The sequence below is a fragment of the Rheinheimera soli genome, assembly GCF_021290985.1.
Lineage (GTDB): Bacteria > Pseudomonadota > Gammaproteobacteria > Enterobacterales > Alteromonadaceae > Pararheinheimera > Pararheinheimera soli.
On sequence record NZ_JAJOYU010000052.1, the window covers coordinates 1 to 13,399 of the forward strand.

11 protein-coding genes are annotated in these 13,399 nt (G+C 39.2%); 2 read left to right on the forward strand and 9 right to left on the reverse strand.

Annotated features, from left to right (window positions below; translation table 11 throughout):
• A partial coding sequence (locus LSG37_RS20450; RefSeq protein ID WP_233081855.1) for a DUF2147 domain-containing protein occupies positions 1–269 on the forward strand: 269 nt, incomplete at its 5' end.
• A gap of 243 nt (positions 270–512) precedes the next feature.
• Here LSG37_RS20450 and LSG37_RS20455 read toward each other — a convergent pair.
• From LSG37_RS20455 to LSG37_RS20495, 9 genes are all read right to left on the reverse strand, one after another.
• Positions 513–1,475: a competence protein CoiA family protein gene (locus LSG37_RS20455; protein ID WP_233081857.1), complete on the reverse strand. Its 963-nt coding sequence runs from the start codon at positions 1,473–1,475 to the stop codon at positions 513–515.
• A gap of 508 nt (positions 1,476–1,983) precedes the next feature.
• Positions 1,984–2,289, reverse strand: a complete 306-nt coding sequence (locus LSG37_RS20460) for a hypothetical protein (RefSeq protein WP_233081858.1) — start codon at positions 2,287–2,289, stop codon at positions 1,984–1,986.
• Positions 2,290–2,350: 61 nt separating this feature from the next.
• Complete coding sequence (locus LSG37_RS20465; RefSeq protein ID WP_233081860.1) at positions 2,351–3,157, reverse strand: hypothetical protein; 807 nt, start codon at positions 3,155–3,157, stop codon at positions 2,351–2,353.
• Positions 3,158–3,200: 43 nt separating this feature from the next.
• On the reverse strand, positions 3,201–3,836 hold the full coding sequence (locus tag LSG37_RS20470; RefSeq protein ID WP_233081862.1) for a type II toxin-antitoxin system Phd/YefM family antitoxin: 636 nt from the start codon (positions 3,834–3,836) through the stop codon (positions 3,201–3,203).
• A gap of 931 nt (positions 3,837–4,767) precedes the next feature.
• On the reverse strand, positions 4,768–5,613 hold the full coding sequence (locus tag LSG37_RS20475) for a hypothetical protein (RefSeq protein ID WP_233081863.1): 846 nt from the start codon (positions 5,611–5,613) through the stop codon (positions 4,768–4,770).
• A gap of 10 nt (positions 5,614–5,623) precedes the next feature.
• Entirely contained in the window at positions 5,624–8,641 is a 3,018-nt protein-coding gene (locus LSG37_RS20480; protein ID WP_233081864.1) for a reverse transcriptase domain-containing protein, read from the reverse strand.
• Positions 8,632–9,105 (reverse strand): hypothetical protein, encoded by a 474-nt coding sequence (locus tag LSG37_RS20485; RefSeq protein WP_233081865.1) that lies wholly within the window; start codon positions 9,103–9,105, stop codon positions 8,632–8,634. The genes LSG37_RS20480 and LSG37_RS20485 overlap by 10 nt, the downstream gene beginning before the upstream one ends.
• Before the next feature lie 9 nt (positions 9,106–9,114).
• A complete protein-coding gene (locus LSG37_RS20490) occupies positions 9,115–11,211 on the reverse strand; it encodes a hypothetical protein (protein WP_233081866.1) in 2,097 nt (698 codons plus the stop codon).
• A gap of 70 nt (positions 11,212–11,281) precedes the next feature.
• Positions 11,282–12,157: a WYL domain-containing protein gene (locus tag LSG37_RS20495; protein WP_233081867.1), complete on the reverse strand. Its 876-nt coding sequence runs from the start codon at positions 12,155–12,157 to the stop codon at positions 11,282–11,284.
• 339 nt (positions 12,158–12,496) lie between these two features.
• Here LSG37_RS20495 and LSG37_RS20500 point away from each other — a divergent pair.
• The coding region (locus LSG37_RS20500; RefSeq protein ID WP_233081868.1) for a TniQ family protein at positions 12,497–13,399 on the forward strand (903 nt) is incomplete at its 3' end.

Here is a 13,399-nt window from a genome sequence, read left to right on the forward strand (position 1 = left end):
ATTGGGTTGCGGACTTAAGTATCGTGCCAGTCCATTTTTCGGAATATCAGAATTATGTAGAGCCATCCAGTTGGTACAATCAATATGGTGAAGAGCAGTCTGCTGGTGGTTACTACAAATCCTCAAAGAGATATAAAACACCATCTTTAGGCACTTATCTAAATCTGGCTACTGATTTTAGCCCATCATATAAACAAGAATGGAAGGGCGGCACTGTCTATGTCCCAAATTGTAAAATCTACAATGACAAGCTTAGAAAGTGGTGGTGAAAAAAAATGCTTAACAAGCGCATTTGAAAGCGGTTTTCCGCAACACCCCAGATCCGGGCTTTAATGTCCGCTTCACGCTCTTAGCTGGCGGACCATTGCTGAAACTGGATGTTACCCGAAAGTGCAACGGGTGGTAAATTCGTGTGGCGTTTTGCAATAGTGAGGGGGCTGAGTAAACTACCAAAAAATAATGCTGAAGCGCTTACAGTGCGTAACTTTGCAATTAACTTGAAATCAATTGAATTACCGTTTTCCCTTACTTAAAGCCGTTAACTCGTATCGACCACTATGGGAGTAACTCGAAAGTACAACGTGGTAGCTGTCTCTACCTACCTTCTCGGACCAGTCGCGATAGTCCTGCAACGTATAGGCGTTCGCTTGGGGGGCGTGGCAACTAGTGCATTTAACACAGTAGGGAAAGTTCGGAGCATTCCCTGTGATATGATGTGGGCCTATTGTCGTTAAACCAAGATGTTTTAGTTCGTAGTTGTCCACTCTAGCCATTAGAGACTCGTAGAAATTTGAACAATTAGGTACTGTACAAATAAATTTGTCAAAATTTGAACATGCCGTATCCCCAAGACCAATAGGGACATTAAGGTCTATCTTACATCTCCAGCATTTAGATTTCATGTAATACAAAAGAATTTCGTCTTTATCTTCTTTCCAGACAAAACCACCGCGGAGCAAGGCATCAACGAACTGTGCCACCGATAACGGATAGTCAGACATTTGAGGCATCGACCTGCTGTCCATGAAGTGTTTTATCTGAAACCTTGGGAAACTATGTATTGAACTATGGCCTGAGTTAACATAGACGCTATCTTTCATGAACCAGGCATCCCGAACCTCTGATTCGACATATCGCTTATGCCGAGCATTTAGCTCTTTTTCTGTCTGTGGAGACAATTGGATTTCTAAAGCTATCTTTGCCTTTCCTTTAGTGCAATAAACATCAGCAATCCATTTGTCACCGTTCTCACTATAGCCAATGTATTCCGTCGTAACGGTCCATCCGGCAGACTCTGCGGCAGCTGAAACGATGGCCTTTAAACGTAAATGTTCCTTAGACTCAGGCTTTAAGATACAGTCTTCCGATTTCCGGTAATGAGCGAAAAACTGAGTCCCAAGGGCGCTAGTCTTAACAACGGCTCTTTCGTTACAACAAGGTAAGGTTAAGAACTTTTTTAAGTCTGACTGTTTCATATCGTCCCATTCCTTGGGCGACATCTTGTAAGAGAACAAGGTCTCTCCTTGTAATTCCGCTCTTAATGGCATCCTTACCTCATGCTGGGATTTATTTAAGACATGTAGGCATACGACCGACTTCGTGGGTCTGTTAGATATAGTGCCACAACTGATCCTAGCTATTGTAGATAGACGTAAAATTAAGCCATTTCCCTATGACACTCTTTCGATACAGCCCACTTTTATAAAACGCAGGTTTCGCTCCACTTAGCCACAAATCCTGATTCAAACATGGCGAACTAGACAGGTAGCGGACTACAGGCATGAGCCTGAGAGTTCAAGAAGTGGCTTGCACCATATCTGGTCAGTAGAGTTCTCAATTATTTTAGAGATCTAATCTGACGACTGCACTGTGTCATTAGATGATCGTCGCGACTAAAGTGTTGTATGATCCCTTTGTGCTTTTATTGCGGAGATTTAGGATTGCAGCATCAGGAATCCTGAATCAGCGATAGCCGTAAGGTTGTCAAATCTGGTAACGAAAGCTTACCACGGGTACTGTTGTATTTAATCTAAAAAGCACTTGTAGCTTATGGATTTTGATAACGCAAGAGAGGATATGCGTCTGCTTAGAATTGGGGAGTAATTGGGAAAGAACAGAAACTTCTTTTCTATGCGACAAAAGATTGAGGTTTTGTTTATTGACGGCTTCAAGAATTTCATTAAGTAAAGCGTGCAGAAGAGCTTTATTAACGGGGAGCTGCTCTAAAGCAGAGAAAAAAGCTTTATTAGCCAAAATGTCTTCGTTGTATTGTTCGAGCTTGTATGCCATATTCTTGCGCAATCCATTGTACTGATTGGACTAGCATACTAAATCCTGAAGACTTCGCAAGCTATTGAGTAATTAAGCATTTATGAGCAATGCGATGAGAATTATTCATACTATCCTTCAGCACAAAATAGATCATCAATGAACTCGGTTTCCAACATTTCAAAAAACGACGTAAAAGTGAATTCTGGATATAAATTAACACGTCCACATCTCCCTCTTCTGAAGCTGGTACAACTAGATCTTGTTGGATTCTACTGCCTAGACGGGGCGCGATGGTGTATTCCATATCTGATGTCCAAAATAGACCGGAGAAGTTAGTGAAAAAGGCGATATCATCGCTTACTAATCCATGTGCTACCTGTGTGTCTGCATTTTTTAAACGAAGTGTCAGCGCGAAAGAAACAACGTTATTGCCGTTCTTGTCTTTTGCAGAAGAGTTGTATTTCCACGAATTACTCATCGTTGATGTGACAACTAGTTGCCTCTTCACAAAAAGTGAAAACACCCCCTTGTCAGACAGCAGACCATTAACGAATGCCATTTCAAAAATAGAGGCTATAAGTAAACCAAAAAATATGAGGATAAACCAAGTATCATTCACGACAAAAGACTCAAGCAACACCACTATTTTTTGAACAAAAAGAAGAAGGTTACCTGTAGTTACACCCGACAAAGCATTGATAGCGCCCAACCATACACTCAGTTTCAAAGTAACAACTGTCGCTAGAAGACGACGAAAAAAGAGTGCGGGATTGGAAAAATAGAAGTATAGGTATGCAATTAAAAATACCACACCGAATAGGCGCGGAATCGTACCATCAAAGGTGCATATCAATAGCGCAACCGCAATTAGCGAGGCATTGATCACACAACTTAGGATCCAAGCTAATGAAGTACCGAAGGCTTGCCTATTAATCATGCGAGTGCAGCAAGGCATGCGCGATTGCGGCGGCAACTTCGGTTGGGTCAGTACCAGGTGAACTATTAGTTAATCTAGATGCGAAAACATCATTAGCGCGGCTAATTTCGATTACTTGAGTCTGCAATACATTCCCTTCCTTTGAGCGCATCATGGCTTGAGTAAGCACAGATGTGATTGAACGGATATCTGACGCAGATGATATTTTCTCCGCCAGTTTTCGAATAACGCCAACAAGCAAGGAGCACTCAGCTTGCCCCATTTGACGGTTCTCAACGGCACAACTCAACTCATTTAACGCGTTTTGCAATGAGTTCGGTACCTCAGCTCCATAACGGGACGAGTCATATTTTTTTGGCGTGTAATTCACCATCAACTCATCAAGACTAGTTTCACTAGGAGCTGATAGTGGAAAATTTTCATCATTAAGCAATACGGATTCGGCAATTTTTTGCTCCATCTGAATAGCTAAATCAACGTCTTCCACCGGCACTAAGGCCGCTACACTCTTACCATGCTTACCTAACAAAATTCGCTCACCAAACACGTCCACTCGTTCCAATGTTTCTTTAAGTTTATTACGAAATTCGCGAATACCTAATGTTTCAAGAACTTTTTCGTTGCTCATAGCCTCACCTCAAAGCATGTGTACACAATTACAATATAGTGCGCACTATAGTAAATATCAAGATTTGTGTACACAAATTATAAGAATGTTATGCTCGTAACACTCTGCCACCGGTGAGCTTGACAGGTCGTATTAATGAAGATGCTTGCGTCTCTGCGTGTAATCTGACAATGTTATTGCACGCCAATAAATTAACAGTCCAATCACATCCTCATCACAACATTCAACCTGCGACCTTATAAAAATTGTAATTTTGAGCGCGCTCCATTGAAATATCTTGCTCGTTTGCTCTTGCGAACACTTCATTGTGTTCGCTGCGCTCGGCGCTTTTTCTTGCAATTTCCTTGCAATTGCGGTGAGGCTGAAGATTTGTCTCTTGCTACGGAAACAACATGCACGCTTGCTACTGTGTCTAAATGATTGTACTGCTACAAGCTGTAATTCCCACTCTATGGCTAGGAATAACGGGGATTCGATAATTGCAGCTTGGCAGATATATGCTAAATATTTTTAACAGCGCTCTTTGTGCCATCTCATTAAGCCAATGATTTTAAATAATTATATTATTTTTGTAGCTATTATGTAATCTAATATTGATACACTCAAAGCAAAGGGTCTTTAAATCAGATTACATTAATTATGAAGTGTATAAATTGCATGGAAAATCCGTAGCAAGTGGAGCATAAAGGCTTAGAGTGGTGGTTTGGCTAGGTTTATTGCCAAACTGTGCGAACTATAGTGCTAGCACCTGAGTGATGCGGATTCTAAAATAGCTGACTAGGCACCAACATGAGAATCTGCTAAGCTGATATTGAGCTTACTGATACAGGGGTGTATATGTACATCGATGACAATATCGGGCCTTAGTTGCCTGTGCAATATTTACATAAAAACCTGCTTCGGCAGATTTTGTGCATTTGCTAATAGAACTTTACCTAGCTTCCTCTCCCGCATGGTATTCTTTAATCCATTGTGATCGCAATTCGTTGCCGAATTTCTTGTCATATTGAAAGTACCATTTATCAAAAATATCCTGGCAATCCCAATCTAAATCATGATTTTCAATATTCTGACAAAACTCTCTGGACTCAATTTTTGACCAAAGATCTTTATCAACTTGGACTATCCTAGCTTCAGTATCGTACTTACCAGTCTTGATCATCGCGTGAATAAGTTGTTCTAAATTACTCTTACCACCGCCCCCTGATTTAAATCGTCCTCTGACATCTGAAGATACCACTCTGTAAAAACTACTTTCCGCCTTACACATCATGATTGAACAATACAAATCGGTCTCTCGACTCTCTGGACTGCATGCGATTACAGGCCGAAACCCGTCTTTCAGGAACTGCTCAATTTCATCACGATGCAAGCTAAAGGACTTAAAAGGCAAACGCACTGAATTGTCCAAATCAAACATCTCTTTTTTCAGGAAGAAGAAGTCACATAGAGTATTGAGCAAACTGATTGGAAACTCTTTCACACCGGCTTCAAATTCCAATAGCTCTGAAACTGTGTCAAATTTATAAAAATCAGCCATTCGCCTATCAGAAAGCTTTAGCAATGTTGTCCTAATAAATTTGTGGCGTGCTCCTAACCTAGTTTTATAATCCTCAGACTTTTCCTCTTGCACAGAAGACTCACGAATTTCTCTGCTTTCGAATTCCGCAGAATTATTACTCAGCCTACTGCGGTTGAGGTATTCAGACAGCCATGTAGTCCCTAACCCCGAAAATAAGGTTCCAACCAACCACTTCAATAAGTTGTCATCTCCCACAAAAGTTCCTCTATCTATCTCTAACTTTAATACTTTGGTAGCCTGGTGGTAAATGCTTGAACGTATCTTTGCTATTTGGCTTTGACTTGAACTGAAATGTTCTTAACCCATCAATATCCAGCTCTACAGTTAACACACAAGAATTTTCGCCACCTTTCACGTAAAGCATTGTCTTACTCTCGGTTTTAGTTGGTCTTAAAACGCATGAACCACCATATTGAGATGTATTTGATTGAACTACGTAGCAATGCAGGTCACGGACAGCAGACTCAAGAATGTGCTGATAGTAATTAGTATCCCTATTCCAAACGCAAGCAACCAGCAAGTCAATTTCTGATTTGAATATTGATCTATGGTCAATATCAGAAAGCTCGAAACAATTGTAAGTCGCAAAACTTATGCCTTTCCAGCTAACCCTATGATAATAGTTTTTAGGTTTTAAAGCCTCGTTGGCAGCAACGAGTCTCAACGATTCCAACATATCTTGTTCTGCGGGGGCATAATGGTTTTTAACCCTTGCGGTTACTATGCAGGAATTATATTTGTTACCTACCTTGTAGGGTAAAACTTCAATAAGCAGGTTAAAAGCTTTCCCATTAACTACCCAATGCTCTAAACCGAATATCATGCCAATTTGGTGCCTCCTTGAATAGGCGACCATAAATGGTAACCAAGAAACAGGGATGGCCACCTCTGGTAAAACAAACAAGTCAGCTTTTTCTTTAAGTGCACTGTTGAGTAGATGAAATAACTTTAGTTGCCTTGAAAAAGATGTATTAGGAGATTTGTCTTCTCTCGCAGCATATTCAATATCTATCTCATTAATCTGAGTATTACCTAGCGCCAGTCTCAGTGAACTAGGCTTCACATTTCCACCGACTGTCAAATGTTCGACTATCAGAGTGTCATTAAAATTTTTATCGACAATGTCAAATTTAACACCAATGTCCTGCCAGCCGGACATGCTTGTATACTTTTCTATTGAATCTCTTTGCCAATCACTCAATGTCGAGTCAGGACTAAAATCTTTGAGAGCGGTGTTCAGCTTAAATAATTGGTACTCATCAAAGTGAACAAAACGCGGAGAAAGCTTTATCTTTTCTTGAATTAATTCAAACGTATCAGATGTAAGAAATTTAGAATCATCAACTAAACTACCTTTATATTCAGTAAAATTTGCGAGCGGCCAGGCGACTAGAGAGTGTCGAATCATATTCGCCTGACGGAAATCTCTAACAAATGGATTTAAACTTTTATGGTAAGCAAACAATGGTAAGCCAGTTAAACCATTGGCTGACGGCCACTCATCAAACGGCAGATCAAGAATTCCTTGACCATCATTTGAAAAAACAGCAGCAACAAATTCAGGCTGAATGAGACGCTCATACGGATCTATTTCAAGCAAACCTAAACACAAGCTTAAAGAAAGATTGTTATAGTGTTCCAGGTCGGCTCTTAATCTCTTAGTCAGACTACCCTTCTTCGCATTGGTTAGAGCCTCAAGATCACTTACGAACTTTATTTTCGCAGCTTCAGAAATAACCATCTTGTAGAAATCAATAACAAATGACGGTCTGTTTAAAATAACGCCATACTGATAAACCTTCTCCCAAAGTCTGCTATATGTGATCGCATTCACACCATTAAAGAAGACTTTTAGCTGCGGAATCACAACATCTTTTTTATCTAGTTTACTTAACCGATGAGCTGTAATGTGAGATGATAAATATCTTGCTAACTCGGTTTCATTTTCAGCTAATCCGACAACACTTCTTAGTTTATTGGCTGAGCCGTCATATAAAATATCGTAGGCAAATTTGTCCAATTCATTATCAATGTGTTCCTCTGGCAAAAACCTGAACGCACTGCTTCTTTCCTCTATTTCCTTCTTAAATACCTCAAGACCTGCTCTACTATGCTCTTTATCAAAATACTGGAGAATAAGTTTATCTCGCTGCAAAGGCAGACTGTTGTTGTCAATTTTGATAAAATAGTTCGCATCATTAGCAGACTTTTCAATTAAACCAGCTAAATATTCAGAGATAAACGACTCTATCTGATTCGTACTTTTAATAGTCGGGTCTTTAAATACGATCAATATGTCATCAACATACCTACCGTAATGTTCAGGTCTTGCCTTAGATGCTATCGCTCTATCAAAATCACACAGATACCAATTGGCAATGACTGCCGATGATGCAAATCCTACTGGCAAGCCTTTTTTTGATGAGCTAGCAGGATGGGTCACGTCTAAGTTTTCTTTAATTTTCAGGTAGTAATGGGAATAAATCGCCTCAAGTGCTTCATTTAGCTTTTGAGCCAACGGTAATATCTCATCATCTACGAATTTTGTTGTCACTTTTCTAATTTTATCGAAATTTACTTCTATTTCATAAAAGTAAGATTTAAGATCAAGTGACAAAAAAGCAGCATTATCACCTGATTTCAATAGTTCTGTTGCGGAATCTAGAGCTTTATCTCTCCAAGCACTGTATTGATCAAAATACCTCTTAAAAACCTCAAACTTTGTCGAACCCGGATCAAAAGTAAAAATGTCAGTAAATGCAATTGCCGCATCACTTAGACGGTTACCGTAGCAATCTTTGGTCATGTCATTTTCTAATGCTGGAGCAACAACCAAGCACCACAACATCTCAACTATATGTAGTTCAGCGGGAGCCTCTATGAGGTAATTTAGTTTACTAACTTCATATTCTTCTGATGCAGTAACATTAGAAAGAAACAGTCCGTTTTCTTTATTATGTTCGTTTTGCAGCTTATCTTCAGGCCTATTAGCCCCTTTCGGCAAAAGTCTAAAGTTGATCGCGTCTAACCACTTTTTAAAATCTTTATTAGCGCATATGTCTTCACTATTTATAACTTCAAGTAACGTTTGTAATTTCGCATCAAACCTATCGCATTCAAACGCAGAGATGGTTTGTTTCATGAATAGATTAAGATTCTCAAAATACGTATAGCTCTTTTGGAATAAGTACGCTGTTTTGAGCTGCTCAATTTTTAGTTCCATTCCAGTTTCCTATTAGCTTCGATAAGAACTAAGCAGCTATTTTTCTTAAAATTCTCGGTTTGTTCAAAGCTGTCTTTGCAGTGGTCAGCTGATTTTGACAACGTCTTTGTAGCTAAGCCAATCAGGGTTGCATTGGCATATTCGATTAGTCGGATGTAGAGATCTTTCTGGGTCTGGTTTGCTCGTTTTAAGAGGCAATATTCACTTGGCCATTTACAGAAGGTCTTATTGCTTTCGTACAAATTACTGACTGGTAACGATTCAGCTTTCTTGATGATCGAGCTAACTTCATCAGCAGTAATATTGTTCGCAGAGTACTTTCCAGCCAAGAATTTGCACAAATCATCCTCGATTAAAATCTCGGTGTCGTCATGTTCAATGCCTTGTCCTGGTACATATGGAAAACCTTGTACACCCAGTAATTCGATAATTTCTGACTCTCGCTGTGACTCTGCAAAACTCATGGAAACTCCTTATCCGATGCCAAGTTTTTCTTTGTAAACTTTTAATCTTTTTTCAGCTCTATCTACAAAATCTTCATAAAACAATATTTCAGAATATAGTTCACCATATTGAATACGCGTATTTAGGTCTACTACTGCATCAGTTCCAAAATAGCCTCTACCACTGGAAAACTTTGTATATCCTCTTAGCCTATTTTCATTGATGGAATCGCCGATGAGATAGCCATAAAATTTGTTTATCTTGCCCTTCGACCTCGCCGCTAGTAATCTAGCATACTCAATTAAATCTTGATCATGCTCTTGTAACTCTACACCTGGCGCTTTAAATTCTATAATAATTGCCGCACCTTCCTGATTAAAGATAGCAATATCAGGCCTTTTCAAACCATTTTCTTTATTGTTTTTACGGAATAACTCTTCAAGCCGTTCATCTACATCTGCATCAAACAATAACTCATCTCCCTGCCAAGGAATTGAAGCTAGTGCCTTGTCAGACGCAATGTGATCAAAATAATGATACTCTTCATTCAAAATCCAGATATCGTGATCAATATTGTCATTGCTGTCTTTGCCTGTTGGAAAGAATATATTGTGAATTATTTTTTCATTTTCTTTTCTGCCGCCAGCAGTCTGAACCGCCAATGACTTACCAACAGCCAAACTTAAAACTTCGATCATCGAGGAACGTCTAACAACCAATTGTGACAGATTTGCCATATCCATTTTTTTGATAGTGGAAGTGTATTTCCAAGACATTTCGTTAACTTTATCTCTGAAATCTGAATGTCTTGGATCAAGCGCAAGTAATTCTTGTTTCAAATCAAATATTTCAGCTGTATCGTCAATGATCTCTTCTTGGTATTTTTTTAGAACACGTTTTGCTATTTTTTCGGCTGTGTCACCATACTTAACTTTCACACGGGCGTCGAAAAGCATCTTGCTTGAAATGCCAAACTTAACTCCTGTTTCTTTAATAAGTGCATCTCTATCGAAATCAGTAGGCGTTAACAATCCAAGTACAAAATCTTCTATGGATTCTATAATATCTTCCATCGACGGCCCATGAGAGAACATCTCTGAGCTACCACAACTCAAAGGAATGTTAAAACTATCCCGCCTTACATTTACATTCCTTTCCAGATAATCACTTTCAAACAATATTATATAAAACTTCCCATCCAATGAAGTTTTTCTATCCTTCTGGACTTTTAAAAATGATCTCGTAATAGACTTCACGATAGAAGAGTTAGCGCATAACGCCACCTCGTGCTCAAACCCAACATGCCGATCAACAAAAAATTCGTATAGACTCACTGAGAGTTTGTGTTCACCAATCCTGTCAGCATTACCGTGAGAACATATGATAGGTATATCAGAAACTGGTTTATTTTCAGGTAAGTCTTCAGAAGTAATCTTTTGCAGTTCTTCATCGCCCTCGATTTTTGTAGAAACTTCTATACAAAAATCCCCGATAACATTTTTGAGAGCTATTAGTCTGTGCAAAAAAGTTATAAATATGTGATGTCTTAGGTTACGTGCCGAAAAATCTGTAGGTATATTCCCGGACGAAAAGTGTTTTCTGGCAGCTTCTCTAGACAGTCCAGTCAAAGAAACAGTTGTTTCAATATCTCGCTCTTTCGCGTCACTCGTTAAAAAAGAGCCTTCGGAAATTTCTCTTGTGTTGTTAGCTACATTCAGAGTTCTCAGGAAAATCTTACTATCGGATTCAAATACACTATCAATTTTCAATTGCTCAAAAAAATGGAAATACTGTACTCGTCCCGATCCGAAACATTTACCAATACCCTTAATTTTCAAGTCGTCTTTAAAAGTAGAGTCTTTAGTAACAAACGCTTTAACTTGCTGATCTCCTAAACCCGCACCGTTGTCTTTACAAACAACTTTGACCCCAACTTGCTCTCCTGATACTAAATCGAGGGGATACACTTCAATGTCAAATCGTATACTGAGTGGAGGTATATCGTCATAACAATCTTTTCTAATCAGGTATGAATCAATCGCATTGGATATCAGTTCCTCGAATACCACAAAGCGGTTTTCACTTATTCCCGTAGTCTTTTTGCCTCCCCTAATATCAAGAGTCATGTTGTTCTCCCTTAATCTTGACTACCTTATTTAGCATATACATCAGGCTTTATCTTTTCTATTTTGTACATTAGCCCTCCTTATACCCTGGCGCAATTGTCAAGCATGCAAGCTTGCCTAGCTCACTGATATTTTTCAGCCATAAATGGCAATCACCAAGTGTCAGCGTTGCATTATGACTGCAATCAACATTCCATTGCCTCATTAAGTAGCCTAGAAGAGCCTCTCGGACCTCTAAACGCAAAACACCTCCATCCATACCAAAATCCATTTCTATCGCTCTAGGATGGCTTACAGAAGGATGTACAACGAGTTCAATTGTAAGGATGTTATGCCACTCTTTGTCATAATTGCCTGATTGAGTGTTACTGATTGGTTTCTTAAGCTCTGTCGCGTTTTGCAAGCGCGTACAAACAAAATCCCGAAACTCTTTAGATTTCTGGTCATAAGCACGCACATGCCAACGCTGTCCGTTGTTTGCTATAGCATGTGGCACGATGATTCTTGAAGTTTCGCCAGACGTTAGTGAAATATAATCACACGAGACTGCGAGACGATTGTTTATGGCACGCATAAGCGTTGCTATGGTCTCTGAACTTGGATGGATAAGCCGAGTGGAGTCTATACACTTCTCGGATGGCCTGACAGTGTGAGATAAACCATCACCAAATCCCCGACACAAACTTGCCAAAATGGCTTCTGCATTATGTTCATAGACAGGCTTGAACTCCGCAGTTCGGTAGTACTGCTTAGTCTCATGCTTAAGTGTCATGTTATTTGGCGCTAGTTCTTTATAAAGTGTTAGGTCTCTTGAGCAAGAAGCTAGGCCAGTTTTGAAGTGGTTCACGAGGTCAGCTCTCGACAGCTGCCCTATAAATTGCAAGCAAAAGTCTATAAATGCTAAACGCTCTCTTTGGGCGTAGTTGATTTCTGTGAGGTCAGCCAAGGCATTCTCGAATTATTTTTTTGCTTATTAAAGCTAAATGTAGGTGAAAACAGACCACAAAGCAATCATTTTGATAGCATCATTTAGGTAGCATCTATTTGATAATAAAGGAGCAATTAATCGACATTCTGCTAGCTATATTTAACGATCCAATCGAAACATTTAATTTAGATAAAAATAAATAATAAAATCAATTAGAACAGTGCCATATGAAGCATAAACTATGATGTTAAAAAAGAAAATTTCGCACTAAAAATTCTAAACTCAATTCCAAAAAATTCCATTCTGAGTCAATCCTCTAAGCTAGTCTTTATTTATGAATTTCAACCAGTATCAGCCATGCTTCTCAGCCGTCCTTTTCCCAAAAAACATGAAACTCTACCAAGCTATTTGCTAAGGATCACAGAGGCTAATGGTTACAAAAACATCATGCAATTGCTCACCACAGAACGTATTCAATTTTCAAATAACCGTTTGCCAAGCAAGAAGATTTTTTTTGGTGAATTTGATCTAGAGCGTATTGCTTCATTAGCGAATGTTGAAAGCTCCGAACTGCATAGCCTTAAGCTCCTACCTTACAGCAGCAACCACTGTTCAATTAACGGTAGAATTTATTCTAATAAATCATTGAACTTTGCAAACGTGCGAATTTGTCCGGAGTGCTACCGAGAAATTAAACAATTTCAATTCATTAATGTGTTGATGCCTAAAACGTACTGTACGAGACATCTCTTACCACTAGTTTCTATTCACCCGACATCAGGAAAGCTACTAACGTGGGGAACGCATTATCTGTGGCGAGAAATCCGGCATTCAGATGGTAATCATTTCCACTTTGATATTACAGACGCTGAATACAAGACTAACGTTTTAATTGAGAACGCTGAACACCACACACTAGATATTGCAGCACACCAGATCGATCTACCAGGCCTATGTGATTTACTTAGTTTCTTTTCGCGTTTTCAACAACTTGCGTTTAAAAATCGACTTCCCAACATCCCGCATAGCCATGTGAATTATTGTCGCCAATATTACCTACCTACCTCTTACTACTTAGAAAATTGGCCCAATAGCTATTTTGATTTGTTGGCCTATTTTGAGAAAAACCCTTTAGGACACGCCGGAATTACGGGTGTTCGCAAGTGCTTTCGTGATCTATACGATGACATTTACACCCCTGAAAATCGTCACTCTAGTGGATATCAACTACTTAGGTCGAGCTTTGAAAATTACCTAAAT

Excerpts from the sequence above, each read along its gene's own strand:
- LSG37_RS20480 (WP_233081864.1), bottom strand. The coding sequence starts at position 8,641 with ATGGAACTAAAAATTGAGCAGCTCAAAACAGCGTACTTATTCCAAAAG.
- LSG37_RS20460 (WP_233081858.1), bottom strand. The coding sequence starts at position 2,289 with ATGGCATACAAGCTCGAACAATACAACGAAGACATTTTGGCTAATAAA.
- LSG37_RS20490 (WP_233081866.1), bottom strand. The coding sequence starts at position 11,211 with ATGACTCTTGATATTAGGGGAGGCAAAAAGACTACGGGAATAAGTGAA.
- LSG37_RS20485 (WP_233081865.1), bottom strand. The coding sequence starts at position 9,105 with ATGAGTTTTGCAGAGTCACAGCGAGAGTCAGAAATTATCGAATTACTG.
- LSG37_RS20470 (WP_233081862.1), bottom strand. The coding sequence starts at position 3,836 with ATGAGCAACGAAAAAGTTCTTGAAACATTAGGTATTCGCGAATTTCGT.
- LSG37_RS20455 (WP_233081857.1), bottom strand. The coding sequence starts at position 1,475 with ATGAAACAGTCAGACTTAAAAAAGTTCTTAACCTTACCTTGTTGTAAC.